We start from the raw sequence: 26,816 nt of genomic DNA, 5'->3' as shown, positions 1-26,816 counted from the left end.
AATGGAATTCGAGTACGACATTGATGCACAGGCTGTGCTGGCGCCTGTCCCGGTCGAGTATTGGCCCGATGGTGTGGACGGGAAGGGCCCGCGGATCGTGGTCCGGTTCGCGGTTCTCATCGATGACGCTTTTCAGGACTTCGGCGTCGAGTTCGGTCTCGACGATGCTGTCGAGCTGATCGAGGACGTCGAGCGCGAGTTGATGGTGCACGACCGTTTCGAGTCGGGGTCCTCGCCGTGTCAGGTGCTGGCACTGGGTATTTCGCTCGGTCGTGACGGGATAGCGCTGCTGCTGACTCGGCTGGTCGCGGCGATGGATCGCCACGAGTACGTCGGGGATGATCCGGACGCTATCGTCGGCCCGTTCTACGAGGGCCGGTGAGCGGTCATGAACACCAAGGTCACGGTCATGTTCGTGGTTCGCGGGCTGGCCGTGGCCACCATCCTCGCGGTCGGGATCGCCGCGTTCTGGCTCTCGTTCGTCAGCCTGCGGGAACTCGCGACCCATGCCGGTATCCCGGCCGGGGATGCGTGGTTGTTCCCGCTGGTCATCGACGCCACGACCGGGGTCGCTGCGGTGCTGGCCCTGGTCACCACCGAGCCGGGTGTGCGGCGCTGGTTCTCCTGGGTGCTCGGGGTCGGCACCGCGGTCTCGATCCTCGGCAACACCGTGCACGCGGTCATCGGTGCCGATCGTCTGCCGTGGTGGGGCTGCGCGGTGGTGGCTGCGGTCGCCCCGGTGGCGCTGCTGGTCGATATCCATGGCCTGATCCTGGTTCTGCGTGCGGCACAACCGATCCCGGTGGACGTGGCTGAGCCTGGAGCCGAGTCCGTTGCGGTGCGGGTACCCGTCGCCGATCCGGTCTCGGTGGTGGCTGAGCCTCGTCAACTCGACCCGATTCCTGACCCGCCGATGGTGGCCGTGTCGGTCGCGGTTGCCCCACCCCGCCCGATTCCCGCGCGCCCGATCCCGATGGTGATGCCTGTGGCTCGCCCGATCATCCCGGCATCGCGTCCGTAATCGCTTCTACCGCTCTACTTTTCCCGTCTTCGTCCCTTGGGGGTCGCTATGTCGCTGCTGTCCATCGCCCAGTTCGCCCTGCCTGCCTCGGTCGGGCTGGGATTCGCCGCCTACATCCTGCCCGGACCCTGGCACGGCCCGGAGCCCGAACGCCTGCGCACCGCCGAGGAGATCACTGAGGAGGCGCCGGCGGTGTTGCGACCGGCGGTGGCGGTGTTCGCCGATCCCGAGCAGACCGACGCCATGCTGACCACGTTGAAGCTCGGCCACCCCGAACACGGGTTCCCGAGCGTGCAGGGCTGGGAGTACGCCCGCCACGGGATCGACGTCGATCTGTGGGCGTTGAGTGGGCAGACCTTCGACGACTGGTCCAACGACCACACCCGCGCCCAGTTGGCCACTTATCTGGGGGTGGAGCAGGTGACGGTGACCTCACCTGCTCCGGCATGGATCCGCCTGCATGTGAGGGTGCACGACACCCTCGCCGACCCGGCAGCGTTGCCGGTGTTGGCTCACAACGACGTGGACTTGCAGGCGGTTCCCATCGGCATCCGCGAGGACGGACAGCCCTGGACGCTGAAGATCCTCTACCGCCAGATCCTCGTCGCCGGCGCCTCGGACTCGGGCAAGGGCTCGGTGCTGTGGTCGATCATCGCGGGTTTGGGCCCCGCGGTGAAAGCGGGCCTGGTCGATCTCTGGCTCGCCGATCCCAAAGGCGGCATGGAGTTCGGGCGTGGGGAGAACCGCATGTGGAAGCGCTTCCAGTACAGCGCTGAGGGCATCCTCGAAATGCTCGACGAGGCCGTGAAGGCGATGCAGGAGCGCGCGGCCTGCCTCAAGGAGGCGGGGGTCCGCAAGTTCGTTCCGTCGGTGGACGACCCGTTCAACGTGGTGATCATCGACGAGTACGCGGTGATGTCGGCGTTCGCGACCCGCGAGCAGGTGGAGAAGGGGATGCGGTCGATCGGCCTGCTGGTGACCCAGGGCCGCGCGGTGGGCTGGACGGTGATCGTCGCCTTGCAGGACCCGTCCAAGGACACCATGCCCAACCGTCAGTACTTCACATCCCGCATCGGCCTGCACATGACCGAGGAGGGCCAGAACGACATGGTCCACGGCCGTGGCGCGAAGAAGCGGGGCGCGTACTGCCACGAGATCCCCACCACCACACCCGGTGTCGCCTACGTCGGCGTGGACGGCTCCACCGAATTCGTTCGCGTCCGGGCCTTCTACGTCCGAGACGAGGATGCGGACGCCATCATCGACGCCTACTCCCCCGCACCCGAAATCACCGGGCCGACAGAGGATTACAGCGGCTTCGACCCGGACGACCTCGGTGACGAGGAGTTCGGCGAGGAAACGGGAGCAGCGGCATGAGCGGCACCGTACGCATCCGCCTGTCGGGCAACCGCGCCGATATCACCCGCGTGTTGGCGGACCTGATCGCCTCGCACGCTTTCCGGGTCACCGTGGACGAGCGCACCTACCTCGATCGCTCCGGCGGTGTCCGTGTCTACGCCGAACTGGCCGTTCCCGGGCAGGAGACCTGGAGATGAACACCGAACTGATCACCTCGACCTGCGAGGTCCTCGGCCACCAGTGGAGCAGCGTCCTGCCCAGCGGTCACTGCCGACGCTGCGGCATACCGGCCGTCGAAGTCCTCGCCTGGGACCGCCACGGTCAGCTGCTCGGCACCATCCCCACCGGGAAGGACCACACCCGATGACCGACACCACCGAACCCGCTGCCAGCGCGCCGGCCGAATCCGCCCCCGCTCGCCAGACTGCCGCGGAACGGCGTGCCCTGCCGAACATGGTCGATATCGCCGAAGCCGCGGCGGAGAAGTACGGCGTGTGCAAGCGCCCGATCCCGATGCGCGCCTTCGATCCCGACACGGGACAGTCGACATACGTTGGCGGAGCGTGCAAATCGACTCGGGCCTCGGACTGCCCCAGCTGCGCGGCCAAGGCTCGGGCGCTGCGGTTCACCCAATGCCGCGAGGGTTGGCATCTCCCGGAGGAGCCGATCCGTGAGCGCAACGCCCCCAGCGAGTATCAGCAGGAGCTGCTGACCGCCCGCGCGGATCTGCTCGCCGGATACAAGGATGCCCGCGAGCAGGGCGACGAGGAGGCGGCGGAGAGCTTCCGGGAAGTGATCGCCGATCTGGATCGTGAGCTGAGAGCTTCGGGCATCTCCGGCCGGATCAAGCCCATCGACGCCGTGCCCAAGCCGCGCCGGACTCGTTCGACCAAGCGACGCCAGGACGTTCCGAACCTGCCCCGCAAGAAGATCGAGAAGACGACCCTGGGCCGCGAATTCGCGGGCAGGCACCGCCCATCGATGTTCCTCACGGTCACGATGGACTCCTACGGTCGCTGCCACCGTGACGGCGCGCTCGACAGGCACGGCAAGGTGGTGGGAGATGGTTCTCCGGTGGACCCGGAGACCTACGACTACCGCCGGGCCGCGCGGGACGCGATGTTCTTCCCCAAACTGTTCGACCGCTTCATCCAGAACTACCGCCGTGCCGCTGGCCGCGACGTCCAGTACTTCGCTGCCGTGGAACCTCAGCGTCGTGGTGCCCCGCATGCCCACATCGCCGTGCGTGGCACCGACCCGCACGCCTTGATCAACCAGGTGATCGCGGCGAGCTACCACAGCGTGTGGTGGCCGCACTTCGATCACGAGCAGTACTCCGATGACCGGATGCCGGTCTGGGATCCCACCGCCGGCGCTTTCGTCGACCCCGACAACGGGTACGTGCTGCCCACCTTCGACGACGCGCAAGCGCTCATGGACGAGATGGACGAGCTCGAACCCGCACACGTCGTCCGCTGGGGTGTCCAGGTGGACCGCAAGGACATCGGCGACACCGACCCGGACGGCGAACAAGGCCCGGTCCGCCCCGGCAAGGCGAAGGGCGTGCTCGGTGGTGGTGACGCGAACAAGCTGATCGGCTACCTGACCAAGTACCTGACCAAGTCCATCGCCGAGGTTCTCGAACCTCCGAACGAGCGCACCCGCCGCCACTACGAACGTCTGCATGCGGAAATGTGCCGGACTCCGTGCTCGGAGAAGTGCGGCGTGTGGCTGCGCTACGGCATCGCACCCCGCGGCGCCAGCGCCAAGACCCAGCCCGGACGCTGCAAGGGCAAGGCCCACCGCCGCGACACCCTCGGCCTGCGCGGTCGCCGGGTGCTGGTCTCGCGCCACTGGTCCAACAAGACCTTGCCCGATCACAAGGCCGACCGCATCGAACTCGTTCGGCAAACCCTCGCCGCGGCCGGTATCGCCAAAGAGGAGCGCTCCAAGAACTGGGTGATCCGCCTCGTCGAACCGGGCGACCTGGACGTCCCACCCCGTGAGCACCTCATCATGGGCGAGATCGCCCGCCGCTCGATGTGGGAGAAACAACTACTGGAAGCCCGGATGGCAGTGGCGCATTCGCCTGGGCTGCAACATGTTTCGACTATCGACACGACAGCGGCCTAGGCCGGAAAGGGGGATTCTCGTGAGTACGTTCATGACGGTGCAGGAGGCGGCGGCGGAGCTGAAGGTCAGCCGCTGGATGATCTATCAGCTGATCTGGGCCAACGAGGTGCAGTCGGTGACCGTGGGACGCTGCCGGCGGATCGTCCGGCAGTCCTTCGACGCCTACGTATCGGGCCTGATCGAGCAGGCGGCGTGATGGCTGGCGAGAGGAAGCCTCGCGGGAAGAGTCCGAACGGCTCGGGCACGATCAGTCGTCGCAAGGATGGCCGTGTGGAGCTGAAGCTGTTCGTGGACACTCCGGACGGACGGCGCAAGCGGATCAGCGTGTACGGCGCCACGTGGGAGGAAGCCGACGCGGAGCGCACTCGCCTGAAGGAGTTGCAGCGCAAGGGCATTCCGGTGGATGTGACCACGATGACCGTTCGGCAATACCTGGGCTACTGGCTCAAGGAGATAGCTGAGCCGAACGTGCGGCCCAAGACCTACGAGACCTATGAGCTGCTGGTGCGGCTGTATATGGTTCCGGGCCTGGGCAAGCGGAAGTTGCGGGGCCTGGAGGCGCGTCACGTGCGGGAGTGGCTGGTCAGGCTGGCCGATCAGTGCCAGTGCTGCGCGCAGGGCAAGGATGCCCAGCGGGCCGAATCCGGTCCGGCCAAGGCGCGCTGCTGTGCCCGGACCCCGAAGCAGTGCTGCGAGAGGTTCCCCAGCGTGGGCACGCGGCGGGCTCTGCTGCGGACTCTGCGTGCGGCGTTGCAGGATGCGGTGGAAGAGGAAGTGTTGTCGCGCAACGTTGCTCGGCAAGTGAAGATGCCGGCCGGACGCCAGCGCAAGGAGAAGCCCTGGACCGAAGCGGAGGCGCTGACGTTCCTGGAGGCTGCCAGCGAGCATCGGCTCCACGCGTTGTGGTCGGTAGCGCTGGCGATCGGTCTGCGCCGTGGTGAGGCATTGGGCCTGCGGTGGACGGATGTGGACCTGGCCAACGGCACGGTGGACATCGCCCGGGCGCTGTACCGGATCGGCGGGACGCTTGCGCTGCACGACGTGAAGACCGAGAGCTCCGAGACCTCGGTACCGCTGCCCGATGAGCTGGTCAGAATTCTCCGGCAACATCGGCGGGACCAGCTCCGGGACGACACCGTGATGCGGGCGAACACCCTCGGCCTGGTGTTCACCAGCCGTAACGGCACACCGATCGAGCCGCGCAACCTCAATCGGACCTTCGAGGCCCTCGTTCGTCGCGCGGGCGTGCGCCTGATCCGGCTGCATGATCTCCGGCACAGTTGCGCCACACTGTTGTTCGCCCAGGGTGTGGAGGCCGCGACGGTCCAGCGGATTCTGCGGCACTCGTCGATATCGGTGACGACGGGCACCTATTTGAAGGTCATCGACTCGGTGCAGCGGGACGCGGTCGCCGGCATGGACCGGCTGCTCCGCGGCCCCGGGTTGTCGTCAAATGGTGTCGTCGAATAGGACGAAAGAGACCCTTCCGCGTGATGCGAAAGGGTCTCTGACCTGTTGCGCGCCCGGAGAGACTCGAACTCCCAACCTTCTGATCCGTAGTCGGAATGCGACCGGCTGGAACGGTATTCCTCGTCGTACTGACGTCGTAGGCCAAGGGCTATTCGTCTGCCCGAATCCGGGGAAGTCCGCCCCACTTGTGACAGTGCGGTGACATCGCCGATGCCCCGCGGATAGACCGTCTACCCGCGGTCCCCTGCTCCCGGAGACTGTTCTTCTCCCTGTTTCCTCATACTGGCCGCCCTCAGTGGAAGGAGACCGGGTCAAGGGTGGGCGCAGCCCATCGGCGTAGCCGACGCGAAGCGCCCTTGAGGCGGTCTCCTGGAGCGAGACAATTGGGCCTATGAGGAAGCGGGGAACCCCCGAAGCCGCTCCTCCTCAAGGTATTTGGCGTGGGCGCCTTTCAATACATAAAAGGCGAATTCGGCAACTGTTCGTGTGGCGGGTGGTCAGAGACCGGACCCGGTGGTGCCAGGCCCGGTCTGCGTCGGCCGGATCAGAACGGCGGTTCGTCGGTGCCGGGGCCGCCGTTGCTGCGGACGCGACGGGTGATCTTCGCGAACTGGTATTTCAGATCGATCGCTACCGTGTCGGCGGTCAGTTGCAGCACAGCGTGCGGTTTGGAGTCCTTGCCGATGTAGGCGTCGGGGACCAGGCGGTGACCGGTGACGGTGACGCGGCAGCCTTTGACCAGGCTGTCGGCGGTCTCCTGGGCGAGGTCGCCCCAGCAGGCGACGCGCATGACGGTCTTGCCGGCATCGACCCACTGGTTCTGCTGGCGGTCGAACACGCGGTCGTTGGCGATGACGGTGAAGTTGGTGACGAACTTTCCGGTGCCGGTCGTGCGCGGTTCGGGATCGTCGGCGAGATGGCCGGTGATGGTGACGGACACGGTGCTGGCCATGACGGTGACCTCCTGGTGGTGGAGTCCGGGCGGGCGCCGGGCTCTCGGTGTCTGGCGGGACGGGGGTCGCTGTGGTGGGCACTGTGCGGTTGCGTCAAGACTCGCCGTGGATGCGCCTCCCAAAAGACCTTGTGCGGTAGCTCGATTGGGAGGTGTAGCCGCGGTGACACCGCTTGGTCTTGGCGTGGCCGTGCGGGGTCTGCCATGGTGGCACTCGGCCTGCCGGACATCGGGAGAACGGTGCTCGGACTGCGGCGCCGGGAGGGCATCGGCGTGGCTGGTGCCGTGGCTGTCGCTGTCGCCGGGCGGCTCGGTGGTGATCGCGGGCCGTGAACGGGTGGCACCGGGAAGGGCGTTGCCAGATTCATTGGCAGCGGCGATGGCCGTGGGTTCGGTCGTCAGCGGGGCCGGTGGGCCGATGTCGGTGAGGGTGGCATGTGTGGCGGTTGCTGGGGAGGGCTTGCTCGGGAGAGTGCAGGCGGCATGGGCGGAGGATGCCGGGGCGGCGTCGCCGGTCAGCGTCTGGTCCCCGGACCCGCATCGGCGAGGACTCCAAACCGTGCGCTGGGCTGTGACTGGGTGTTGGCACGGTGGTGAGCGTGCTGGAATGGCAGGGCGCGCAGAGCATTCGGCGTGGCCGTGGCGGCGGTGGCGTCGGCGTCGGCGAATCGACGGTCTGGTTCGGTCGGCGGGGAGCGGGCATGGTGCTGCCGGGTTCGATCGCTGGGCGCTTGTCACGCGAGCAGATGGCGGATTGGCCTTTTGGGTGTCATGAGTGGCGTGCTGGTGGGAGCCGCAACGCGCCGACGCTCCGGGGCAGCGGAGCCTGCGGAGCTGCCCCGGGGTGCGGCGTAGCGCGGGGCGGCGCGCGCCAGCGCGCCGCTCTTGATCCTGTATGGCGGAATTCGGCAGTGGAATGCGAGGCAAACGCTGGCGTACGGATGGAGCCGGGGACTGTGGGCTGTATTCCGCTTCGGGTTGCTGGATCGTCGCGCATTCGAGTCTGCGGACTCCGATGGTCGGAATCGATTTCGGGACAGCAGATTCCGGCCGTGAGACACTCCGATCATGGCGAACAATCTGCGACCGGGCTATTACACTCTGGCGCCCGATGGCACCAGCAGGGACTACCTGCTGGTGACGGTTGACGGTTCGGAGGAACTTCTACGTTGCCAGGCCGGATACGCTGTCCACCAGGTTGACTCCGGTGAGATTCTCTGCCTGCCGTCGAGACACCACACCTAGTGGGCACGGAAAAGGCTGGGACTCAGCCGGATTCGATGAGCGAATCGGGAGTCCCAGCCTGTCGTCCAAGAAGGCGAAGATGCGGCTACGGGATGTAGCGGTCACCGCCTACACGGTCACCTGGCTCCCACTTGGGAACCGGACGGACGAGCAATGCTCCAATGGCGTGAACACGCTCAGCAATGATGTTCAGCCGCTCAGGTCGGGTTTCCCGCGTCAACGACCGAGTGATTTGATCGCCGTGTATCCGGTAGTGCAGTCCGACCTTCGAGATGTAGAGACCGGGCACGACCGCTTGAACGGCAAGAAGAAGCCCCGCGTCCTCAGCATGCGGCATGGCCATCCAACCGCCCATAGCCATTAGCCACTCTCGTCGGATGCACAGCGTTGCGGGGTGGACGGGCAGGTCGTAGTTGTGGCTGGACCAGTAGTCGAATACCCAACCTCGGGGAAGAAAGCCGCTGATGCTGGTCGGCTCGTTTTTGGGGCGAACTAGGCTGCCGTCCGGCATGAGGTCCAGTGCGCGGCTGACGGCCCATCCACACGCTGGGCGATCGGTAAGGGCTTCGATGCCGCGGGCGAGTGCTCCCGGCGTGAGGATGTCGTCGGAATCGAGCACCGCGATTAGCTCACCCGCGGAGCGGGCCAGGGCGAGATTTCGCGCTACTGCTGGACCGCCCGATGGGCCGCTAGCCGGTTTGACTCGCAGGTCTGCCAAAGCCTCGTCAGAGAGGGGCAGTGGTTCGCTTTCGCCGTCCGCCTGTACCAGCCATTCCCAGTCCCAGCCTTCCGGAAGTTGTTGTGACACAAGGGATTTGTAGGCTGCGGCAAGGAACTCCGCTTGAGACTGGTAGCAGGGCGTGATGACCGATATCAGCATTGGATGGCTCTCCGATTCGCTGTTCGAGAGTTTTGAGGGCTCATTTTTGCCACCTTGCGAGATGCGTGGTGAAGACCAGCTGACTCCGATCGCCGGGAAGGATGACGTCTACAACTTCGACCACTCGACCGGTTACGTCAACGACTCGCTTTCGAATATCAAAGACCGCAGTCCCTTCCCGTGCCATGCCAAGCTCGTCTGCTTCCTGGGCAGTCGGTGGCCGCGTCTCGATCTCTTCGGCGATGTGATCGACCTCGATTCCGAGCGTAAAGAGCTGGTGCTGTGTGCCTCCAGGCCAAGGCTCGTTGTCGACATCGAGTAGGTCCGGATTGGCCGCGGCATCCTCGTACAGCAGGTATGACCGACTCATGTTCAGTGGCGCGTCCTCGGCATGCGGTCGGGTGCGGTAGTCCCGCTGAAGGACTTTCGTTCCCGCCGGCACCTCGAACGCGTCCGCGAGTCCATCGTCGGCGTAGATGACTTCGTAGTGAGCAGTGAAGGCGAGTCCGGGCATCGAAAGTCCGGAATCCTGCTCGGTCGCACCGCTGGCACGTCTGACCGACTCAGGTTCACGTACTCGGTTCTTCTCCCACTGGTATCGCTCATCGGTTCGGCGGACCTTGACGCGGGGCGCGCGAACGAATGTTCCGACTCCGTGCTTCGCTTCGATCAGTCCCTCGGTACGCAGGACCGCCAGAGCTTGGCGAACGGTCGGGATGCTGACCTTGTACTGATCAATCAGAGCGGCTTCCCCTGGCACTCGATCGCCAGGATGTAGCTCACCAGCCTTGATGCGCTGTCGAAGCTCATCCGCGATTAGCTCGTACTTCGCGGGCATGGCCGCTCCTCTCTTGCCGTTTGAACTCATCATCTCATGTCCTCTGTAGGTCTTGACTGAGGGTGCCGTGTTCTGCTGTCCTATATAGGAGTTGTCCTATAGAGGACAGTAGAACAAGAGGAGATTTCAATCATGGCTCTCAAGGACGCGTGGTTCAAGCCCAAGTACGAGGACGTGTTCCCGGAAGGGACGATGCTGATCGGCGCAATCGAGCCGATCACCGAGTTCGGCACGGACCGCAACAAGCCCAAGAAGCAGAAGGTCGATCTGGACGACTTCGGCAACGGCACGGGCAAGCGGCTGTGGAAGGGCACGGTGGCCGACCCGACCGGTTCCGGCGCGAAGGGCAAGACCCTGGACGTGGTGTTCGTCTCGGACGTGCAGCCGGTTCCCTCGGCGACGCCGATCATGCCCGGCTACACCCCGGTCGTCCTGGCCGGCTTGCAGGTCAAGCCCCGCGTCGTCGGTGACGGTCAGTTCAAGACGATCGGCTGGTCCCTGCGCGCGACCGGCATCGTCGGCGACACCTCCGGCTCGAACCAGCCGCCGGCGGACGTTCCGGCGTCGCGTCCGACCCGTAATGGCCGTTCCGCCAACGAGTCCGAGGCGGTGGCGTGATGTCGCACATCACCGTGACCAATAGCACGACCGGCCTGCACAAGGTCGAATACCGACCCGCCTACATCTACACCGACCGCCACGGATTCTCGTACCCGATCCCGGCATTGGTGTACGTGCAGTTCAACGGCGATGACATCCGAATGGTCCTCGACATCGAGGACGCCGAAGCGCTGCTGTACGCGCTGGGTGTCGCGATGGTGGAACACGCTGTGGCGCTGAAGGATTCGCCCAGCGACCCGAAGTTGGTGGCGTGATGGGCATCGCGCGGATGATCTACCAGGCCATGTTGATGCTGGCCGCGATCTGCTTCCTGCCGGTGTCGCTGCTGCTGGCCTTCGGTCCGCGGGAATCCAGCCCGCCGGCCCCGAGCCCGGTTCCGGGTGCGTGCGCACCGTTCTGCATCGCTTCGACCGTGGGCGGTGACCCGCGATGAGCGCACCCTTTCGGCTCGGCAATGACGGGATGGCGGAGGTTGCGTGATGGACATCGCCGAGAAGTCCCGTGCCATGGTCGCGGCCCGCCTGTTCGCGGTCACCACCACGGTGGCCGTGGGCATGGCCGCCTTCTGGCTCTCGTTCGCCACCCTGCGGGATCTGGCGAAACTGGCCCACATTCCGGCCTCGGATGCGTGGCTGTTCCCGATGATCGTGGACGGCACCATCATCGAGGCCACCGTGGGCGCACTGGTACTGGCGAATTCCACCGAACGGCAATGGTTCCGGCGGGTGCTGGTCATCGGTGCCATGGTCTCGATCGCCGGCAACAGCCTGCACGCGGTCGCCGCCGGCAAGTCGCTTCCCCCGTGGGCGTGCGCGCTGGTGGCCGCTATCGCACCGCTAAGTTTGCTCGCCGATACCCACGGACTCGCACTGCTTTTCCGTGCGGCACAACGTGTTTCAGCACCGCTTGCTGAGGCGGTCGTCAAAGAACCCATCGAGTCGGACCCGGTCAGCGTGGACACGGTCGAACCGGCAGCGTCGCCGGCTCCTGCTCCGACTCCCCAACCCCTTCCCGTTCTTGCGCCGGCCGTGGCAAAGCCGCTGCGGCCCGCGCTCCCGCTGCAAACCATGCTTCCGATCTCTGTACCTGTTGGGGGTGCGTGATGACCCTGCTCACGTCAATCGTTCCGCTCACCGTTCCCGCGCTGGCCGCGCTCGGGTGCACCACCTGGATTCTCCGCGGCCGCAAGCCCACTGACTTCGAACAGCTGATTGCTGCGACGCCGGCCGAGTTGTCCAGGGCGGTAGAGGTTCTCGCCGACAATTCCCGGCGCATGTCCATGCTGGTCACGCTGGGCCTCGGCACGATGGAACGCGGCTTCCCGCGGCTGGAGTGGTGGGACTACACCGAGACCGGCATCGAGGTGGAATGGACACTGCTGTGCGGGCAGTCCACGAAGACCTGGACCGACCCGGAGATGCTCGACGCGCTGGCCCACTACCTGATGGTTCCGCAGGTCCGTGCGGCCTGCCCGGAGCCGGCTCGGATTCGCTTGCAGGTGAGGGCCTTCGACACCCTCGCTGCCCCGGTGATGACGCCGGCGGTGGTTCACGGCGTGGACCTGGAAGCGGCCCACGTGGGCGTGCGGGAGGACGGGTTGCCGTGGCGGCTGCGCATCCTCTACGGCCACATCCTGCTCGCCGGCGCGACCGGCTCCGGGAAGGGCTCGGTGCTCTGGTCGATCCTCAACGCCCTCGGCCCGGCGATCAAAGCCGGGTTGGTGGATGTGTGGATGGCAGATCCGAAGGGCGGTGCGGAGTTCGGGCGCGGTGAGGGCCGGCTGTTCGTGCGGTTCACCACCGACGCCGACACCATCCTCGCGATGCTCAAAGAGGCGGTCGAGGTGATGGACGAACGTCTGGCCCGCATGCGCGCCGAAGGAATCCGCAAGCTCGTCCCGAGTGTGGACGAACCCCTGATCCTGATCATCATCGATGAGGCCGCCTCGTTGTCGTCCTATGCCGACCGCGACCAGCAGCAGGAGTTCCGCCGCCTGACCGGGCTCCTGCTGTCCAAGGGCCGCGCCGCCGCGGTCACGGTGGTCGCTGCCTTGCAGGACCCGTCCAAGGAGACGATGCCCAACCGGCAGTTGTTCCCGGTCCGGATCGGGCTGCGGCTGGACGAGCCGACCCAGAACGCCATGGTCCACGGCCAGGGCGCGAAGGACCGCGGCGCCCGCTGCGACGAGATCTCGGAATTGACGCCCGGCGTCGGCTACGTCGGCGAGGACGGCACCGCCGAATTCGTGCGGGTCCGCGCCTTCTACGTCAGCGACTACGCCGCCGACCGGATCGTGGACGCCTACTCGCCGGCACCGGAAATCACCGGCCCCACCGAGGACTACAGCGACTTCGACCCCGACGACCTCGGCGACGAAGACGGCTTCGGCGAGACGGGAGCGGCGGCATGAGCACCCGCCACCGCTACGACCGCGGCCTCGACGCACAGATCTCGCTGCGGTTCTGGCTCGAACGCCAGGGCTTCGACCCGCTCCACACCGCCGCCGACCCCATCGAGGAAGACGACACCCTCGGCCTGGCCGTGGATTACGACGGCGGGCGGTGGGCGGCATGACTGCCTCCGATCGCAAACCCCCAGCACCGCTGGTGAATCCGATTGTCCGGGCCGCCGCTGATCAGGTGGCCAAGTCCAAGCGCCGCCGCAAAGCCGCGGGCAAGGACATTCCTCGCACCTGGATCTGCGAGGACCAACTGTCGCTGTTCGATTCCACCGAAGGAACTCAGTCATGACCGCGACACCCACCCGTCACGCCCGACCCGCCGGCGAATTCGATCCCATGGACCTGGTTCTCACCGCGCTCGGCCATTTCCTCGTCGGTCTGCTCGCCGCGGTGTTCGTCACACTCTGGTGGGCGCTGCTGTTCCCGATGATCTCGATCCCGATCGGCGCGGCCCTCGCCGCCGGTGTCCTGCTCGGTTGGCCCGCCGGCGCCGCGGTGGCCGCGCTCGGACTCGCCGGTCTGGGCCTGTGGCTGGCGACCTCGCCGAAGTCGTTCCGCCGCTGGGTCATCGATCGGGCACGGGTGCGGTTCCTGTGCTGGTTCCGCTACCGCCGCCGCTGGGCACGCATGCTCACCGCCTGCGGGCTCACCGAGGGCGACGCCCACGCCCTCTACGTCCCGCGGCTGCGCACAGTCACCATCGGCGACCACCTCGACCGGGTGCGGGTGCGGATGCTGCCCGGCCAGTCACCCGAGGACTACCACACCCGCGTCGTCCGCCTGGCCCACGCCTTCGGCGCCACCGAATGCCGCGCCATCGACGCCGGCCCCGCCCTCGTGGAACTGGTGTTCCGCCACGGCGATTCCCTCGCTGAACCGATCGCCCTGCCCGCAGACGCGTGGCGGACGCTGCCCCGTCACCGCAAGACCCGGAAGGACGCTGCCTGATGAGCATCGACGACCCCACCTCTGACCTTCCGCCATCGCGGACCGATGCTGCTGCTCGCCGCGCGCTGCCGGATCTGCACGACATCGCCCAGGCCGCCGCCGAGAAGTACGAGGTGTGCAAACGCCCGATCGCGATGCGCGTGTTCGACCCGGACACCGGCAAGACCACCTACGAGGGCGCGCCCTGCAAGTCCACCATGGAATCGGCGTGCCCGGCATGCGCGAAAGCTGCTCGCGCCCTGCGCATTCAACAGTGCACCGAAGGCTGGCACCTCGACCACGAACCCGTGGACCCGACCACGAACCCGTCCGGCTTGCAGGTCCAGGTGCTCACTGCCCGCGCGGATCTGCTCGCCGAGTACCGAACCGCCAAGGACAACGGGGACGAGGAGTCCGCCGCCGCGTTCCGGGACGTGATCGCCGACCTGGACCGGGAACTCCGCGAACTCGGCCTCCGCGGTCGCCTGCCCGATCCGGATGCCGTGGCCAACCCGCGCCGGCAGCGTTCGACCCGCCGGCGCCAGGACGCCCCGAACCTGCCGCGTCGCAAGGTCACCAAGCGCACCATCGGTGAGGTGCTGGACGGCAAGTGGTTGCCCGGCATGTTCATCACCTTGACCCTGCCCTCCTACGGCCAGATCAACCGAGTCGGTGCCCGCGACGAGAAGGGCAAGGTCTGCTCCGATGGTTCCCCGCGTGACCCGCGCACCTACGACTACACCCGAGCGGCCCGCGACATCATCCACTTCTCCGCGCTGTTCGACCGCTGGATTCAGAACCTGCGCCGCGTCGTCGGCTACGACATCCAGTACTTCGCGGTCGTGGAACCGCAGAAGCGCGGCGCCCCACACCTGCACGTGCTTCTGCGAACCCCGGTGTCGCGCAAGCTGATCCGGCTGGTGACCGAGGCCACCTATCACCAGGTCTGGTGGCCACACTTCGACCACCCCGAGTACGACGACGACCGGATGCCGGTGTGGAACGGCGTCACGTTCACCGATCCGCGGACCGGCCGCGCTCTGCCCACCATCGATGACGCATTGGACGTGATCGGCGAGGTGGACGAGTTCGAACCCGCCCACACCATAAGCTTCGGCGCCCAGGTCGATCCCCGACACATTCAGGGCGTCGTCGCCGGAACCGAGGCCAACAGGACGATCCGCTACGTCACCAAGTACCTGACCAAATCCATTGGCGAGGTGCTGGACTCGGACTCGGCCCGCGTCCGTGCCCACTACGACCGGCTGCACCATGAGCTGACCCTCACCCCGTGCTCGGAGAAATGCCCGGTGTGGCTGCGCTACGGCATCGTCCCCCGCGGCGTCTCCGACAGGACCGTGCCCGGTCACTGCAAGGGCAAGGCGCACCGCCGCGCCACCCTCGGCCTGCCCGGTCGGCGGGTGCTGGTTTCGCGCCGCTGGACCGGCAAGACCCTGCCGGATCACCGGGCCGACCGCGCCGAGTTTGTTCGGCAACTGCTCGCCAAGGTCGGCATCCTCAAGCCCGACACCAGCCGTTTGCAGATGCGGCCTGTGCAACCCGGTGACTGGGAACGGCCCCTGCGCGAACACCTGATCATGGCCGTGATCGCCAAGCGCACGGCGTGGCGCGCTGAATACCTCAAAGCCCAGTTGGCAGCAGAACCGCCGGACCCGGATCCCTCGGATAGTTCGGCAACTGGGCAAGCGGCGTGAACGGAGGAACAGAAGATGGCACAGCTACTCACCGAATCCGAAGTCCGCAAACGGATTCCGATCGGGCACAGCAAGTACTACGAACTGATCATCTCCGGTGAACTGCGGTCGGTGAAGATCGGTCGCCGGCGCTTCGTCACTGAGCAGGCGGTGGCCGACTACATCGCACGACTGGACGGGACCGCGGCATGAGCAGGCAACAGCTTCCGCCGCAGATCACGAAGATGATGATCACCGATCGGCGCACCAAGAAAGACGTGGTCCGCTACGAGGTGGTCGCCGACGCCGGCCGTGACCCGGAGACCGGTAAGCGCCACCAGATCCGGCGACGGTTCAAGACCGAGAAAGAGGCGCGCGACGCGTTGGCGCGGTTCCTCGATCAGGCTGCCTCGGGCACCTTCGTCCCGCGCAAGGACGTGACCGTGGCCGAGATCATCGATGACTGGCTGAAGAGTCTGCACTCGGTGCGCCGGACCACCCTCGCCGGGTACGAGTACGACCTTGCGCCGGTCAAGCAGCAGTACGGCACGCTCGCGGTGCAGAAGCTGACGCGCAAGCACCTGGACGAACTCGTGGTGGCGTTGCGTGAGGGTGGCACTCAGACCCCAAAGGGACGGGTGCGGCGGCCGTGGGCTGCCCGGTCACTGAATCGGACGGTGGACAGCATGGCCATGGTGCTCGACTACGCGGTGGACCGGAAGTTGGTGGCGCGCAATGTCGCCGAGCAGATCAAGGCGGTTCCGCGGCGCCGCAGGAAGCCGGACACCTTCACCGCCGAGGAGGTGCGCCAGGTGCTCGACAGCCTGACCGAGGACCGCAACGAACACCTGTGGCATCTTGCTCTGCGAGGATTGCGACGCAGCGAGATCGGCGGATTGCGGTGGCGGAACATCGATTTCGCCGAGAAGACACTCACTATCGAGATCGGCCGGGCGGCGGCCGGTGGCACTGCCATTGAGGACGAACCCAAGACCGAAGCATCGAAGCGCACTTTGCCCATGGACGGCGACCTGGTGGAAGTGCTGAAGCGGGCACATCGTCGGCAGGCCGGCGAGAAACTGGCAGTCGGCGACGCCTACGGCACGGGCGGGTACGTGGCATGCGATGAGGCGGGCAACCCGTACCACCCGCACACGCTCTCGCACGCCTGGACGAAGACTGCGAAGGCGGCCGGGGTTCGTCACATTCGCCTGCACGATTGCCGGCACACCGCGGGCACGACCATGCATCTGCGGAGGGTGCCGATTGCCGTGATTGCTGAGTGGCTCGGGCACACCGATGCCAGCTTCACTCAGCGCACCTACGCTCATTCGCAGGACCACGCCCTTGCCGATGCGGCAGCGATTTTGGGGGCGGTTGTGACAACTCGTGACATCGACGCCGGATAATTGCTGATACGAAAGAAGCCCTGACCGCTAAACTGCTGGTCAGGGCTTCTTTCTGTTGCGCGCCCGGAGAGACTCGAACTCCCAACCTTCTGATCCGTAGTCAGATGCTCTATCCGTTGAGCTACGGGCGCATGGCTATTCAAATGTGTACCCGGCGTACCGGGCTTGGCGGAGGCGAGAGGATTTGAACCTCCGGTCCCCGTGAAGGGACAACTCATTAGCAGTGAGTCCCATTCGGCCGCTCTGGCACGCCTCCTGGTGCCCCTCTTCGAGGGCGCCGGTTCCTTTCGAACCGCCGGGACAGAAGATTACACAGCGGGTGACCAATAGGCCAAATCGGCTGGTCAGCGTAGGTGCGAGTCGAACCATTCATAGATTCTGGTCTGGGCGTCGAGGACCGAGTCGTCCTCGTGGGCGGCGGGGTCGAAACCGGGTTGGTCGGGGCGGTGGTGGAGGCCGGGGTAGGTGACCACCAGGGTGGCGACGTCGGCGCGGGCGGCGGCCTCGCGCAGGCGGTCGACCTGATCGGGCGGGGTCAGGGGGTCGTCCTCGCCGAAGAGGCCGAGCCAGGGCGCCTGGAAGGCGGGGGCGGCGGCGAGGAGGGCGACGGCCTCCGGGGTGAGCGGGGTCTCGATGCCGGGGGCGGCGACGCTCACCGCGGCGCCGATGCGGCGGTTGGTGGCGACCAGTGCGGCGGCGGTGCCGGCGGAGTCGAAGCCGAGGACGCCGACGCAGTCGCTGAAGACCCCGTGTCCGGTGAGCCACTCGAAGCAGGCGTCGAAATCGGCGAAGAGCTCGTCCCCGAAGACGGCTTCCGCGGCGCCGCCGTTGGCGGGACGGTGGAAGAGCTCCGGCGCGATCACGGTCCAGCCGTCGTCGGCGAGTGCACGCATGAGATCCAGCAATGGCTCGGTGAATTCACGTGATTCGTGCAACACCACGATGCCGCCGCGCGCGTGCCCCTCGGGTTCCAGAACCCGAAGCGGAACAGTGGTGGTGTCGTGCACAGGGGCGAGTTCTCGATAAATGCCCGACATAGGGCCACTGTAGTGGCGCCAGGTAAAAACGAGATAAATCTTTCCCGAGGTCAGATAAGCCGGAGATATTCCGGCCGAGCCCCATTCGGGCACACGTATGTCCCGATCGGCAAACCAGACGACACCCCGGGACGGCCGCAGGCGGACGGGACATAGGGTGGAGGGGTGAGCGCGCACATTCGCCCGGACCTCGATGCCATCCCGGCGTACGTCGCCGGCAAGACGCACCCCGGCGCGGTGAAACTGGCCAGCAACGAGACCACCTTCCCGCCGCTGCCGTCGGTGACCAAGGCGATCACCGAGGCCGTCGAGCTGTCCAACCGGTACCCGGACAACCACGCCATCGAATTGCGCGGCGCCCTCGCGGATTTCCTGGGTGTGGAGCTCGAGAACGTGGCGGCCGGTTGCGGCAGCGTGGCACTGTGCCAGGAGCTGGTGCAGATCACCTGCCGCGATCCCGAGGACGAGGTGCTGTTCGCGTGGCGCTCGTTCGAGGCGTACCCGATCGTCGCCCAGGTGGCGGGCGCCAAGGCGGTCCAGGTGCCGCTGGACGGCGAATTCACCCATGATCTGGACGCTTTGGCGGCGGCCATCACCCCGAACACCCGGGTGGTCTTCGTCTGCAACCCGAACAATCCGACCGGCACCGCCCGCGGCAAGGCGGAGATCGTCGAGTTCCTCGACCGGGTGCCCGCGGACGTGCTGGTGGTGCTGGACGAGGCCTACTTCGAGTACCTGCGGATGCCCGCCGAGGACTTCCCCGACGGCGTCGAGCTGGGCCGCACCCGCCCGAATGTGCTGGTGCTGCGCACGTTTTCGAAGGCGTACGGCCTGGCCGGGCTGCGCGTCGGGTACGCGGTCGGCGCCCCCGAGGTGATCACCGCGCTCATGAAGGTGCACATCCCGTTCAGTGTGAGCCGGGTGGCGCAGGCGGCGGCCATCGCCTCGCTGGAGGCGCGGCACGAGCTACTGGAACGCACCGATGCCGTTGTGGCCGAACGCGATCGCATGCGGCAGGCGCTGCTCGCGGCGGGCTACCGGGTGCCGGTGAGCCACTCCAACTTCATCTGGCTGCCGCTGGGTGACCGCAGCGCCGAGTACGGCGCGGCGAGCACCGAGGCGGGCGTCATCATCCGGCCCTACGGCGCGGACGGCGTGCGCGTCACCGCGGGCGACCCGCACGAGAACGACGCCTTCCTGCATTTCGCCACCGATCCCGAGACCATCGCGCGATTCCTCGGCTGACCGCGGCCGATCGCGATCGGCCGGCCGGCCCGGACTAGCCGATGCCCAGTCCCGCGGCCATGGTCGGCCAGGAGCGGGGCAGTTCGTCGGCCCAGTAGGGCCAGGAGTGCGTGCCGGTGGGCCGCCGCTCGACCGTCGCCGGGATCGCCAATTGCGCCAGCCGGTCGGCCAATTGGCGGGTGCACATGTCGGCGCCCGCCTCGATGGGCCCGCCGAACAGCACCGCGCTGCGCAGGTCCGGATTGCCCGGGGTGTCATGTTCCCCTGGTAGTCCGCTGCCGGACGACAGGTAGATCGCCTTGCCGCGCAGGGCTTCCGCGCGGGCCATCACATCGTGGTCGGCCCACTGGGGATCGTCGGACGGGCCGAACATATTGTCCGGATCGCCGCCGAAGGTCCCGATCACGGCGCGCGCCTGCGCCTGCCCGAAGTCGGAACTCATTGCGTAGCAGCCGCTGTGCGCCGCCACCGCGCGATACAGGCCCGGATTGCGGGTAACCAGCATCATGGCCGCCTCCGCGCCCATGGAGACGCCCTCCAGCCCGTTTCTGCCGTCCCCGCCGAAGCGGGCGTCGATGAGCGGTGGCAGCTCGCGGGTCAGGAAGGTCTCCCAGCGATTGGTGCCCAGTTTCGGATCGCTGCGCTGCCAGTCCGTGTAGTAGCTGGCGGGACCACCGAGGGTGAAGACCACGTTCACGTTCTTGTCGGCGAAGAAGGACAGCGCGCCGCCGCGGGCGGTCCAGTTGTTGACATCGGCTGCGGCACTGCGGCCATCGAGCATGTAGAGGGTCGGACGCGGGCTGTCGTGCTCAGCGGGGAGCAGCACCTGCACCTCGACCGTGCGGCCCATCGCCGGGGAGGCGACGAAGACGGCCAGCAGCCTCCCGGCCACGGTCTCGACCCGTTCGATGCGCGCCTGCGCGGGGTGGACCGGATCGACGCCCGGCGCGGATTCCTCGTTGGAGCCGGTCTCGGCGGGTGGATCGGTCAGCGCGAGTGGGGCTTCCACGGTCGCCGCGCCGGCCAGCAGGGCAGCGCTCGCGAAGGCACCGAACAAGCGACTCGCGATGCGACGGCTGGCCACCCCGCCACATTTACCAGAAACCGCCGGTCGGCGGTCACCTGAACCATCAGTCCGAGACGAGATCGCGTTCCCAGCGGGCCTCGATATCGGTGAACCGCCATACCGCCAGCGCCACCGTCCAGGTGAGCACGAACAACCCCACCACGAGGTAGCCGAGGCCGCTCAGATCCAGGTTGCCGATCCACGCCACGAAACCTGAGGTGATGTTCAGCTTTTCGACCAGCAGCGCGACGATCTCCTGGGTGCCGATGAGCAGCGCCACCGCGACCGACAGCCCGGTGATCACCAAGTTGTAGTAGATCCGGCGCACCGGCCGGGCGAAGGCCCAGTCGTAGGCGTAGCTCATGAACGCGCCGTCGAGGGCGTCGAACAGCGCCATGCCCGCCGAAAACAGCAGCGGCAGTACGAGAATCGTGTACCAGGGCAATCCGGTGGCGGCCGCGCCGCCCGCGATGACCAGCAGGCCGACCTCGGTGACGGTGTCGAAGCCCAGTCCGAACAGCAGCCCGGCCGGGTACATCTGCCACGGCCGGCGCACCAGCTTCACCACCGGGCCGAGCATCCGGTTGAGCGCGCCGCGCTCGGCGAGCGCGCGTTCCAGCCGCGCCTCGTCGAAGTCGCCGCCGCGCATGCGCCGGTACACCTTCCAGATCCCGGCCAGGGAAACCAGATTCAGCAGTCCGATGGCGATCAGGAAGCTTCCGGAGATGCTGGTGCCCCAGAGTCCGGTCCAGCGGTGCAGGCCCGAGCCCTCGTCCGCGAGCGAGCCGGCCAGCGCCCGCACGCCCAGCGCCAGCAGCGCCACCATCACGAACACGATGCTGGAATGGCCGAGCGCGAACCAGAATCCGACGGTGTGCGACCTGACACGGCCGCTCTCGGCCACCAGCTTTCGCGTGGTGTTGTCGATGGCGGCGATGTGATCGGCGTCGAAGGCATGCCGCATGCCGAGGGTGTAGGCGGTGATGCCCAGGCCGGCGCCGAACACCGAGCCCTGCACCACATGATGGCCGGGCACCACGACCAGTAGCAGGGTGCCCCAGCCGAGGATGTGCAGGGCGAGGATGGCGAGACCCATGCCGATCCAGCTCCGCACCGCGCACCCTCATCCGTCGACGGCGATGACCGCGCAGGAGTTCTCGGCTCGAAAAGCCTTGTCCACCCGCGGGTTCTAGCGGAAGCGGAGGGATTTGAACCCCCGGTCGTTTTCACGACGCTCGCTTTCAAGGCGAGTGCATTCGGCCGCTCTGCCACGCTTCCAGGCGTTCGATCCTAACTGATGGCGTGTGCGGTCTGCCTCCTGCTCGGGGTTCGGGGTGGGGTCGTCAGTCCAGATCGGCGGTCGCGCGGGCGCCGGCGCGGTGGTGAGCGGCCTCGTTCACCAGGTCCAGGGCGGCGGCCACGGCGGCCAGCTGCTGGGGTGTGAGCAGATCCACGAAGAAGCGGCGCACCGCGGCGACGTGGCCGGGGGCGGCGGCGCGCAGGCGGCGCAGCCCCTCCTCGGTGAGCTGGGCGAGCACGCCGCGGCCGTCGTCCTCGCAGGCGATGCGGCGGACCATCTGCTGGGCCTCCATCCGCCGGATCTGGTGGGTGAGGCGGCTGCGGGAGGAGAGCACGCCGTCGGCGAGATCGCTCATGCGCAGGGCGCGGCCTGGGGCCTCGGAGAGCTTCACCAGGATGCGGTAGTCGGCGAAGGACAGATCGCAGTCGCGTTGCAGCTGCCGATTGAGGTCGGCCATGAGCCGCTGACTGCCGTCCATGTAGGCCCGCCAGGCGCGCTGCTGCTCGGCGGTGAGCCACCGCGGTTCGGCCCGGCCCCCGGACTCGGCCACCGGCTCGTTGTCGTGACGGTGTTTGATCGCTCCTCCTCGGCCTAGGCGCGATAGGTCGAGATCATGGTCCGGCTCAGGTCGTGCAGGCTGGTGCAGCCCGAAAGTCCCATGGCCGCATCGAAATCCGCGAGCAGGCAGCGCAGCGCGTGGCGCACGCCGTCGGCTCCGGCCAAGCCGAGACCGTACACCCAGGGGCGGCCGTAGAGGACGGCCTTGGCGCCCAGCGAGAGCGCGATCATGACATCGGAGCCGGTGCGGATCCCGGAGTCGAACAGCACATCCGCGCGATCGCCGACGGTGGCCACGATGGTGGGCAGCGCGTCCAGCGCACCGACCGCCCCGTCCACCTGCCGGCCGCCGTGATTGCTCACCACCACCGCGTCCGCGCCCGCGTCCACCACCTGGCGGGCGTCGTCGGGATGCAGCACGCCCTTCACCGCGATGGGCAGCTGGGTCCAGTCGCGCAGCCGGGCGATGTCGGGCGGGCGCAGACTGTGGTTGCCGAACAGCCCGATCCAGGTGAGCACGGCGGCGCGCATGGCCTCCTCGCTCTGCTCGGGCGGGGCGCTGAGCTTGGCGCGGAAGACCGGATCGGACAGATAGTTGGCGATGCCCTTGCCCTGTAGGAACGGCAGGTGCCCGAACTGCAGGTCGCGCGGGCGCCAGCCCAGACTCGGGGTGTCGGCGGTGACGACGATGGCCTTGGCGCCGGCCTCCTCGGCGCGCTCGACGAAGGAGCGGGCCAGCTCCATGTCATCGGGCCAGTACAGCTGATACCACCAGTCGCCGGCCCGCGCGCCGACCTCCTCGATGGTGGAGGAGGCGGCGGTGGACAGGCACATGCCGATGCCCAGTTCCCGGGTCACCTCGGCGACCAGGGTCTCGCCGCGGTCCCGCAGCAGCCCGAGCACGCCGATGGGCGCGGTGAGAATCGGTGCGGCCAAATGGGTTCCGAGCACCTCGACCGACAGATCGCGGACGCCGGGTCCGCTGGCGCCGCGCAGCACGCGCGGCAGCAGCCGGTACCGTTCGAAGGCGGCGAGATTGGCGTGCGCCGTGCGTTCGGCGGACGCGCTGCCCGCCACATAAGCGAAGGCCGCCGGATCCAGTACCTCCCGAGCCTTCTGCTCCAGGCCCGCCGCCGTCATGGGTAGCGCCGGGACGATGCCCGCGAGGCCGGAGAGATAGATCTCGTTCTGGAAATCGACGAAACTGCTCATGTTCCGGAACGCTAGTACCTTCCACGCCCGAGCGGAGGGGGTCGAAATTACTTTCGGACGCGGACCAGAGCACGCGGCGCATCGGTGGCGATGAATCCGGACATCGCCATTGCAGCCAGGATGACCATGCCGCCGAGGACGGCCAGGGTGGTGATCATGGAATCTCCTCTCGAATGCCTCCGTCCACGGTGACGGCCGATGCTGAGAGGATGCTGGGCCGCCGCCGAGGACGGCCTGACAGTAATCGGCGAGCTCCGGTCGTAGGCTCGTTTTCATGTATGCGGTGACGCTCGACGGTTTCGGTGGGCCCGAGGTCATGAAATGGGCGCAGGTGGACGACCTGCCCGCGCCCGGACCGGGCGAGGTGGCGATCGATGTGGTGGCCGCGGGGGTGAATCGCGCGGACCTGCTGCAGCGGCAGGGTTTCTATCCGCCGCCGCCGGGCGCCAGCGAGATTTTGGGCCTCGAGGTGTCCGGAACTGTCGCGGAAGTCGGCCCGGGGGTGCGGGATTGGCATCCGGGCGATCCGGTGTGCGCGCTGCTGTCCGGCGGCGGCTACGCCGAGCGGGTGGTCGCGCCCGCGACCCAGCTGCTCCCGGTGCCGGAGGGACTGGATGTGGCCGCCGCGGCGGCGCTGCCGGAGGTGGCCGCCACGGTCTGGTCCAACCTGGTGATGACCGCGGGAATGCACAGCGGGCAGTTGCTCCTGATTCACGGCGGCGGCAGCGGTATCGGCACGCACGCCATCCAGGTGGCGCGGGCGCTGGGCGCGCGGGTCGCGGTCACGGCAGGTTCGCAGTACAAGCTGGACCGGTGCGCGGAATTGGGCGCGACGGTGCTGATCAATTATCGCGAGCACGATTTCGTGACCACGCTGCACAGCGAATATCCCGGCGCGGACATCATTCTCGACAATATGGGCGCGGCGTATCTGGAGCGGAATGTGGAGGCGCTCGCCGAGGACGGGCACCTGGTGGTGATCGGCATGCAGGGCGGGGTCAAGGCCGAATTGAATCTGGCCGTGCTGCTGGGCAAGCGGGGCTCGATTCACGCCACCAATCTGCGGCGGCGGCCCGAGACGGGGCGTGGATCCAAGTCGGAGATCATCACCGAGCTGCGCCGCCACCTGTGGCCGCTGGTGTCGGACGGGACGGTGGTGCCGGTGGTGTCGGCCGAGGTTCCGGTCACCGACGCCGCCGAGGCGCACCGGCTACTGGACTCCGACGAGACGGTCGGCAAGGTGATCCTGCAGATCCGCGAGCTCTAGCGCCCTAGGTGTCCAGGGCCGCCAGCGCGCGACCGAGCTGGTCGATCTCGAATTTCGTTGTGTAGGGCGCGAGTCCGATGGTCACGGCGCCGCCCTCGTCGTTGACGCCCAGGGCGTCGAGCAGGCGGCTGCCGCCATGGGAGCCGCTCAGCGTGCCGATGCGGGCGTCGGCCAGCTTGGCCGAGACCTTCTCCGCCTGCATCCCGGAGATGGTGAAGCTCACCGTCGGGATGCGGGTGGAGGCCCGGCCGATGACGGTCAGGTTGGGGATGGTGTCGAGCACCGACATCAGGTGCTCGAAGAGATGGTCGTGGTAGTCCTGCAGGGACGTGATCGACACCTCCAGGCGTTCGCGCCGGGTGCCCTCGGCGCGCTCGTCGAGCGAGGCCAGGTAGTCGATGGAGGTGGTGAGGCCGGCCAGCAGGGCGTACTGGTGGCCGCCCACCTCGAGCCGTTCCGCGCCCTTGGCATAGGGATTCAGCGACATGGACGGAATCCGGTCCAGGAACGCGGGATCGCGGAAGACCAGCGCGCCGATCTGCGGGCCGCCCCAGGCGGGTGCGCTCAGCGCGATCACGTCGGCATTGAGTTCGTCGATGTCGATGAGCGCGTAGGGCGCCGCGCCGAAACAGTCGGCGACCAGCAGACCGCCGACCTCGTGCACGCGGTCCGCGGCCACCCGCACCGCGGGCGCCGAGCCGACGATGGGTGAGGCGGCGGTGAGCGCGACCAGGCGGGCGGTGGGTCCGATGAGCTCCTCGAACTGCCAGGCCGGCATCTCGCAGGTCTCGATCTCCACTTCCGCCCAGCGCACGTGTGCGCCATAGCGATTCGCGATGCGCAGCCACGGCGCGACATTCGCTTCGTCATCCAGACGCGACAGCACGATCCCGGTACCCAGACCCAGCCGGGAGCTCAGCGATTCGGCCAGCCAGGCCAGCAGCACCGCGCGATCGGGTCCGAGCACCACGCCCGCCGGATCGCCGCCGACGAGATCGGCGACGGCCTCGCGCGCGGCCTCCAGGATCGCGGCGCTGCGCTGGGCGGCGGCGTGCCGGTTGCTGTGCGAGAAGGCGGAGGTCCGGAAACCTGTTGAGACGGCCCGGGATACCGAATCCGGGACCAACATGCCCGCTTGCGGGTCGAGGTGGATCCAGCCGTCGCCCAGGGACGGTATGAGGCCCCGCACCCTTGCGACGTCGTAAGTCATGGTGGCCACTCTAAAGGGAGTGAGCACAACAAGGTAACGGTAGGCAGTGTTTGATTGCCTCCGCTCCGCTCCGGCGCGGTTCGCGGCCGTGAAGGTCCCGGTCTTCCCTCCTCCGCTTCGCTTCCCCGCTCCGTCGGTCCAGACCGGACGGTCCGCAAACCATCCGGTTTTGCCACTCGGCCGTGGAGATCGGAGCGGACACTCGGGATGTTTCACGCGTCACTCCGGCCGACCAGGTGCTGCGAACCGGGGGGGCGCGCTCAGCAGGTTCGGCCCGTCTTCGGCAGGATGGGGGCATGACGCAATCGGATGGGGTTCCGGAATCCATCGTCGTAATCGGCCCCGAGGGAAAACCGCTGTTCATCCCGGCGGCGGCGCAGATCGGCGGTGAGCCGGTGGAGATCACCGGACAGGTTGTCGGTGAGGATCTTTCGGGCGGGTCGCACGACAAAGAGGAAACGCTCGCCGACATGGTGGAGCAGCCCGCGAAGGTCATGCGCATCGGCACCATGATCAAACAGCTGCTCGAGGAGGTCCGGCACGCACCGCTGGACGACGCCTCCCGCACCCGGCTGCGCGAGATCCACCGCACCTCCATCCGCGAACTGGAAACCGGCCTGGCCCCGGAGCTCCGCGAGGAGCTCGAGCGGCTGGCGCTGCCCTTCACCGACGAGACCGTCCCCTCCGACGCGGAACTGCGCATCGCCCAGGCCCAGCTGGTGGGCTGGCTGGAAGGCCTGTTCCACGGCATCCAGACCGCGCTGTTCGCTCAGCAGATGGCGGCCCGCGCGCAGCTCGAGCAAATGCGCCAGGCGCTGCCGCCCGGCATCGGTCACGGCGACCCGCGCACCCAGCAGAATCCGGGCGGCGGGCAGTATCTCTGAAGTGTCGGCCGACACCCCCTGCCGCCG

General features: G+C 67.4%; 31 protein-coding genes and 3 tRNA genes. 22 read left to right on the top strand and 12 right to left on the bottom strand.

Going from position 1 to position 26,816, the window contains the following annotated elements; all coding sequences use genetic code 11:
* Window position 1: 1 nt before the first annotated feature.
* From ON33_RS00805 to ON33_RS00780, 8 genes are all read left to right on the top strand, one after another.
* Window positions 2-382: a hypothetical protein gene (locus ON33_RS00805; protein ID WP_040853739.1), complete on the top strand. Its 381-nt coding sequence runs from the start codon at window positions 2-4 to the stop codon at window positions 380-382.
* Between the two features lie 6 nt (window positions 383-388).
* Window positions 389-1,021, top strand: coding sequence for a DUF2637 domain-containing protein (locus tag ON33_RS37830; protein WP_051151500.1), 633 nt, complete (start codon window positions 389-391; stop codon window positions 1,019-1,021).
* Between the two features lie 48 nt (window positions 1,022-1,069).
* Entirely contained in the window at window positions 1,070-2,398 is a 1,329-nt protein-coding gene (locus ON33_RS00795) for an FtsK/SpoIIIE domain-containing protein (RefSeq protein WP_051151499.1), read from the top strand.
* Window positions 2,395-2,577 (top strand): hypothetical protein, encoded by a 183-nt coding sequence (locus tag ON33_RS00790; protein ID WP_040853737.1) that lies wholly within the window; start codon window positions 2,395-2,397, stop codon window positions 2,575-2,577. Before ON33_RS00795 ends, ON33_RS00790 begins: the two co-directional genes overlap by 4 nt.
* Entirely contained in the window at window positions 2,574-2,747 is a 174-nt protein-coding gene (locus ON33_RS40825; protein WP_157184355.1) for a hypothetical protein, read from the top strand. Before ON33_RS00790 ends, ON33_RS40825 begins: the two co-directional genes overlap by 4 nt.
* A complete protein-coding gene (locus ON33_RS00785) occupies window positions 2,744-4,513 on the top strand; it encodes a replication initiator (RefSeq protein ID WP_245550245.1) in 1,770 nt (589 codons plus the stop codon). Before ON33_RS40825 ends, ON33_RS00785 begins: the two co-directional genes overlap by 4 nt.
* Before the next feature lie 19 nt (window positions 4,514-4,532).
* A complete protein-coding gene (locus tag ON33_RS39230) occupies window positions 4,533-4,709 on the top strand; it encodes an excisionase family DNA-binding protein (RefSeq protein WP_157184354.1) in 177 nt (58 codons plus the stop codon).
* Window positions 4,710-4,783: 74 nt separating this feature from the next.
* A complete protein-coding gene (locus ON33_RS00780; RefSeq protein ID WP_157184353.1) occupies window positions 4,784-5,983 on the top strand; it encodes a tyrosine-type recombinase/integrase in 1,200 nt (399 codons plus the stop codon).
* Window positions 5,984-6,527: 544 nt separating this feature from the next.
* On the opposite strand, the gene ON33_RS00775 is transcribed toward ON33_RS00780, so the two are convergent.
* The 3 genes from ON33_RS00775 to ON33_RS39225 all read right to left on the bottom strand — a co-directional run bounded on the left by ON33_RS00775 (window position 6,528) and on the right by ON33_RS39225 (window position 9,898).
* Window positions 6,528-6,935, bottom strand: a complete 408-nt coding sequence (locus tag ON33_RS00775; protein ID WP_051151497.1) for a single-stranded DNA-binding protein — start codon at window positions 6,933-6,935, stop codon at window positions 6,528-6,530.
* A 1,330-nt stretch (window positions 6,936-8,265) separates the two neighbouring features.
* The gene (locus ON33_RS00770; RefSeq protein ID WP_051151496.1) at window positions 8,266-9,060 is read right to left on the bottom strand and encodes a glycosyltransferase; all 795 of its coding nucleotides are present in this window, start codon (window positions 9,058-9,060) and stop codon (window positions 8,266-8,268) included.
* A 40-nt stretch (window positions 9,061-9,100) separates the two neighbouring features.
* Window positions 9,101-9,898: a GntR family transcriptional regulator gene (locus tag ON33_RS39225; protein WP_083868499.1), complete on the bottom strand. Its 798-nt coding sequence runs from the start codon at window positions 9,896-9,898 to the stop codon at window positions 9,101-9,103.
* A 132-nt stretch (window positions 9,899-10,030) separates the two neighbouring features.
* On the opposite strand from ON33_RS39225, the gene ON33_RS00755 reads away from it, so the two are divergent.
* From ON33_RS00755 to ON33_RS00720, 11 genes are read left to right on the top strand one after another with little or no spacing between them, the layout of a single operon-like run.
* Window positions 10,031-10,516: a hypothetical protein gene (locus ON33_RS00755; RefSeq protein WP_051151495.1), complete on the top strand. Its 486-nt coding sequence runs from the start codon at window positions 10,031-10,033 to the stop codon at window positions 10,514-10,516.
* Between the two features lie 14 nt (window positions 10,517-10,530).
* Window positions 10,531-10,773, top strand: a complete 243-nt coding sequence (locus ON33_RS00750) for a hypothetical protein (protein WP_157184352.1) — start codon at window positions 10,531-10,533, stop codon at window positions 10,771-10,773.
* Window positions 10,773-10,952 (top strand): hypothetical protein, encoded by a 180-nt coding sequence (locus ON33_RS00745; RefSeq protein WP_040853728.1) that lies wholly within the window; start codon window positions 10,773-10,775, stop codon window positions 10,950-10,952. Before ON33_RS00750 ends, ON33_RS00745 begins: the two co-directional genes overlap by 1 nt.
* Before the next feature lie 46 nt (window positions 10,953-10,998).
* The gene (locus tag ON33_RS37825; RefSeq protein WP_051151494.1) at window positions 10,999-11,622 is read left to right on the top strand and encodes a DUF2637 domain-containing protein; all 624 of its coding nucleotides are present in this window, start codon (window positions 10,999-11,001) and stop codon (window positions 11,620-11,622) included.
* On the top strand, window positions 11,622-12,929 hold the full coding sequence (locus ON33_RS00735; RefSeq protein ID WP_051151493.1) for an FtsK/SpoIIIE domain-containing protein: 1,308 nt from the start codon (window positions 11,622-11,624) through the stop codon (window positions 12,927-12,929). The genes ON33_RS37825 and ON33_RS00735 overlap by 1 nt, the downstream gene beginning before the upstream one ends.
* Window positions 12,926-13,093 (top strand): hypothetical protein, encoded by a 168-nt coding sequence (locus ON33_RS40820; protein WP_157184350.1) that lies wholly within the window; start codon window positions 12,926-12,928, stop codon window positions 13,091-13,093. The genes ON33_RS00735 and ON33_RS40820 overlap by 4 nt, the downstream gene beginning before the upstream one ends.
* Entirely contained in the window at window positions 13,090-13,269 is a 180-nt protein-coding gene (locus ON33_RS40815; protein ID WP_157184349.1) for a hypothetical protein, read from the top strand. Before ON33_RS40820 ends, ON33_RS40815 begins: the two co-directional genes overlap by 4 nt.
* Window positions 13,266-13,928, top strand: a complete 663-nt coding sequence (locus ON33_RS00730; protein ID WP_051151492.1) for a hypothetical protein — start codon at window positions 13,266-13,268, stop codon at window positions 13,926-13,928. The genes ON33_RS40815 and ON33_RS00730 overlap by 4 nt, the downstream gene beginning before the upstream one ends.
* A complete protein-coding gene (locus ON33_RS00725) occupies window positions 13,928-15,622 on the top strand; it encodes a replication initiator (RefSeq protein ID WP_218001342.1) in 1,695 nt (564 codons plus the stop codon). The genes ON33_RS00730 and ON33_RS00725 overlap by 1 nt, the downstream gene beginning before the upstream one ends.
* A gap of 15 nt (window positions 15,623-15,637) precedes the next feature.
* Window positions 15,638-15,814, top strand: a complete 177-nt coding sequence (locus tag ON33_RS40465; RefSeq protein WP_085996650.1) for a helix-turn-helix domain-containing protein — start codon at window positions 15,638-15,640, stop codon at window positions 15,812-15,814.
* 35 nt (window positions 15,815-15,849) lie between these two features.
* Window positions 15,850-17,010 (top strand): site-specific integrase, encoded by a 1,161-nt coding sequence (locus ON33_RS00720; protein ID WP_245550244.1) that lies wholly within the window; start codon window positions 15,850-15,852, stop codon window positions 17,008-17,010.
* A 58-nt stretch (window positions 17,011-17,068) separates the two neighbouring features.
* Here ON33_RS00720 and ON33_RS00715 read toward each other — a convergent pair.
* From ON33_RS00715 to ON33_RS00705, 3 genes are all read right to left on the bottom strand, one after another.
* A tRNA-Arg gene (locus ON33_RS00715) sits at window positions 17,069-17,141 on the bottom strand.
* A 35-nt stretch (window positions 17,142-17,176) separates the two neighbouring features.
* Window positions 17,177-17,266, bottom strand: a tRNA-Ser gene (locus tag ON33_RS00710).
* 88 nt (window positions 17,267-17,354) lie between these two features.
* Window positions 17,355-18,047: a dienelactone hydrolase family protein gene (locus tag ON33_RS00705; RefSeq protein ID WP_040853723.1), complete on the bottom strand. Its 693-nt coding sequence runs from the start codon at window positions 18,045-18,047 to the stop codon at window positions 17,355-17,357.
* A 165-nt stretch (window positions 18,048-18,212) separates the two neighbouring features.
* On the opposite strand from ON33_RS00705, the gene hisC reads away from it, so the two are divergent.
* Entirely contained in the window at window positions 18,213-19,292 is a 1,080-nt protein-coding gene (gene hisC, locus ON33_RS00700; protein WP_040853719.1) for a histidinol-phosphate transaminase, read from the top strand.
* A gap of 34 nt (window positions 19,293-19,326) precedes the next feature.
* Here the strand turns inward: hisC and ON33_RS00695 are convergent, their stop codons facing one another.
* From ON33_RS00695 to ON33_RS00675, 5 genes are all read right to left on the bottom strand, one after another.
* On the bottom strand, window positions 19,327-20,376 hold the full coding sequence (locus ON33_RS00695) for an alpha/beta hydrolase (protein ID WP_040853718.1): 1,050 nt from the start codon (window positions 20,374-20,376) through the stop codon (window positions 19,327-19,329).
* Window positions 20,377-20,422: 46 nt separating this feature from the next.
* Window positions 20,423-21,454 (bottom strand): Nickel transporter NicT, encoded by a 1,032-nt coding sequence (gene nicT, locus ON33_RS00690; RefSeq protein WP_040853938.1) that lies wholly within the window; start codon window positions 21,452-21,454, stop codon window positions 20,423-20,425.
* Between the two features lie 97 nt (window positions 21,455-21,551).
* Window positions 21,552-21,636 (bottom strand) — tRNA-Ser (locus ON33_RS00685).
* A gap of 65 nt (window positions 21,637-21,701) precedes the next feature.
* Window positions 21,702-22,136 (bottom strand): MarR family winged helix-turn-helix transcriptional regulator, encoded by a 435-nt coding sequence (locus tag ON33_RS00680; protein WP_083868516.1) that lies wholly within the window; start codon window positions 22,134-22,136, stop codon window positions 21,702-21,704.
* 113 nt (window positions 22,137-22,249) lie between these two features.
* Window positions 22,250-23,428: an alpha-hydroxy-acid oxidizing protein gene (locus ON33_RS00675; RefSeq protein WP_040853714.1), complete on the bottom strand. Its 1,179-nt coding sequence runs from the start codon at window positions 23,426-23,428 to the stop codon at window positions 22,250-22,252.
* A gap of 274 nt (window positions 23,429-23,702) precedes the next feature.
* On the opposite strand from ON33_RS00675, the gene ON33_RS00670 reads away from it, so the two are divergent.
* A complete protein-coding gene (locus tag ON33_RS00670; protein WP_040853712.1) occupies window positions 23,703-24,695 on the top strand; it encodes an NAD(P)H-quinone oxidoreductase in 993 nt (330 codons plus the stop codon).
* A gap of 4 nt (window positions 24,696-24,699) precedes the next feature.
* Here the strand turns inward: ON33_RS00670 and ON33_RS00665 are convergent, their stop codons facing one another.
* Entirely contained in the window at window positions 24,700-25,905 is a 1,206-nt protein-coding gene (locus tag ON33_RS00665; RefSeq protein WP_040853936.1) for a cysteine desulfurase-like protein, read from the bottom strand.
* A 296-nt stretch (window positions 25,906-26,201) separates the two neighbouring features.
* Here ON33_RS00665 and ON33_RS00660 point away from each other — a divergent pair, with 296 nt between their 5' ends.
* On the top strand, window positions 26,202-26,789 hold the full coding sequence (locus ON33_RS00660; RefSeq protein ID WP_040853710.1) for a bacterial proteasome activator family protein: 588 nt from the start codon (window positions 26,202-26,204) through the stop codon (window positions 26,787-26,789).
* Window positions 26,790-26,816 lie beyond the last annotated feature (27 nt).

The sequence above is a fragment of the Nocardia niigatensis NBRC 100131 genome (assembly GCF_000308655.1).
Classification (GTDB): domain Bacteria; phylum Actinomycetota; class Actinomycetes; order Mycobacteriales; family Mycobacteriaceae; genus Nocardia; species Nocardia niigatensis.
The sequence above is the reverse complement of the archived record's forward strand: the minus strand, read 5'-3'. Positions and strand labels throughout refer to the sequence as shown.

Excerpts from the sequence above, each read along its gene's own strand:
- ON33_RS00805 (WP_040853739.1), top strand. The coding sequence starts at position 2 with ATGGAATTCGAGTACGACATTGATGCACAGGCTGTGCTGGCGCCTGTC.
- ON33_RS37830 (WP_051151500.1), top strand. The coding sequence starts at position 389 with ATGAACACCAAGGTCACGGTCATGTTCGTGGTTCGCGGGCTGGCCGTG.
- ON33_RS00795 (WP_051151499.1), top strand. The coding sequence starts at position 1,070 with ATGTCGCTGCTGTCCATCGCCCAGTTCGCCCTGCCTGCCTCGGTCGGG.
- ON33_RS00790 (WP_040853737.1), top strand. The coding sequence starts at position 2,395 with ATGAGCGGCACCGTACGCATCCGCCTGTCGGGCAACCGCGCCGATATC.
- ON33_RS40825 (WP_157184355.1), top strand. The coding sequence starts at position 2,574 with ATGAACACCGAACTGATCACCTCGACCTGCGAGGTCCTCGGCCACCAG.
- ON33_RS00785 (WP_245550245.1), top strand. The coding sequence starts at position 2,744 with ATGACCGACACCACCGAACCCGCTGCCAGCGCGCCGGCCGAATCCGCC.
- ON33_RS00775 (WP_051151497.1), bottom strand. The coding sequence starts at position 6,935 with ATGGCCAGCACCGTGTCCGTCACCATCACCGGCCATCTCGCCGACGAT.
- ON33_RS00770 (WP_051151496.1), bottom strand. The coding sequence starts at position 9,060 with ATGCTGATATCGGTCATCACGCCCTGCTACCAGTCTCAAGCGGAGTTC.
- ON33_RS39225 (WP_083868499.1), bottom strand. The coding sequence starts at position 9,898 with ATGCCCGCGAAGTACGAGCTAATCGCGGATGAGCTTCGACAGCGCATC.
- ON33_RS00755 (WP_051151495.1), top strand. The coding sequence starts at position 10,031 with ATGGCTCTCAAGGACGCGTGGTTCAAGCCCAAGTACGAGGACGTGTTC.
- ON33_RS00745 (WP_040853728.1), top strand. The coding sequence starts at position 10,773 with ATGGGCATCGCGCGGATGATCTACCAGGCCATGTTGATGCTGGCCGCG.
- ON33_RS37825 (WP_051151494.1), top strand. The coding sequence starts at position 10,999 with ATGGACATCGCCGAGAAGTCCCGTGCCATGGTCGCGGCCCGCCTGTTC.
- ON33_RS00735 (WP_051151493.1), top strand. The coding sequence starts at position 11,622 with ATGACCCTGCTCACGTCAATCGTTCCGCTCACCGTTCCCGCGCTGGCC.
- ON33_RS40820 (WP_157184350.1), top strand. The coding sequence starts at position 12,926 with ATGAGCACCCGCCACCGCTACGACCGCGGCCTCGACGCACAGATCTCG.
- ON33_RS40815 (WP_157184349.1), top strand. The coding sequence starts at position 13,090 with ATGACTGCCTCCGATCGCAAACCCCCAGCACCGCTGGTGAATCCGATT.
- ON33_RS00730 (WP_051151492.1), top strand. The coding sequence starts at position 13,266 with ATGACCGCGACACCCACCCGTCACGCCCGACCCGCCGGCGAATTCGAT.
- ON33_RS00725 (WP_218001342.1), top strand. The coding sequence starts at position 13,928 with ATGAGCATCGACGACCCCACCTCTGACCTTCCGCCATCGCGGACCGAT.
- ON33_RS40465 (WP_085996650.1), top strand. The coding sequence starts at position 15,638 with ATGGCACAGCTACTCACCGAATCCGAAGTCCGCAAACGGATTCCGATC.
- ON33_RS00720 (WP_245550244.1), top strand. The coding sequence starts at position 15,850 with ATGATCACCGATCGGCGCACCAAGAAAGACGTGGTCCGCTACGAGGTG.
- ON33_RS00705 (WP_040853723.1), bottom strand. The coding sequence starts at position 18,047 with ATGTCGGGCATTTATCGAGAACTCGCCCCTGTGCACGACACCACCACT.
- nicT (WP_040853938.1), bottom strand. The coding sequence starts at position 21,454 with ATGGGTCTCGCCATCCTCGCCCTGCACATCCTCGGCTGGGGCACCCTG.
- ON33_RS00680 (WP_083868516.1), bottom strand. The coding sequence starts at position 22,136 with ATGGACGGCAGTCAGCGGCTCATGGCCGACCTCAATCGGCAGCTGCAA.
- ON33_RS00675 (WP_040853714.1), bottom strand. The coding sequence starts at position 23,428 with ATGAGCAGTTTCGTCGATTTCCAGAACGAGATCTATCTCTCCGGCCTC.
- ON33_RS00670 (WP_040853712.1), top strand. The coding sequence starts at position 23,703 with ATGTATGCGGTGACGCTCGACGGTTTCGGTGGGCCCGAGGTCATGAAA.
- ON33_RS00665 (WP_040853936.1), bottom strand. The coding sequence starts at position 25,905 with ATGACTTACGACGTCGCAAGGGTGCGGGGCCTCATACCGTCCCTGGGC.
- ON33_RS00660 (WP_040853710.1), top strand. The coding sequence starts at position 26,202 with ATGACGCAATCGGATGGGGTTCCGGAATCCATCGTCGTAATCGGCCCC.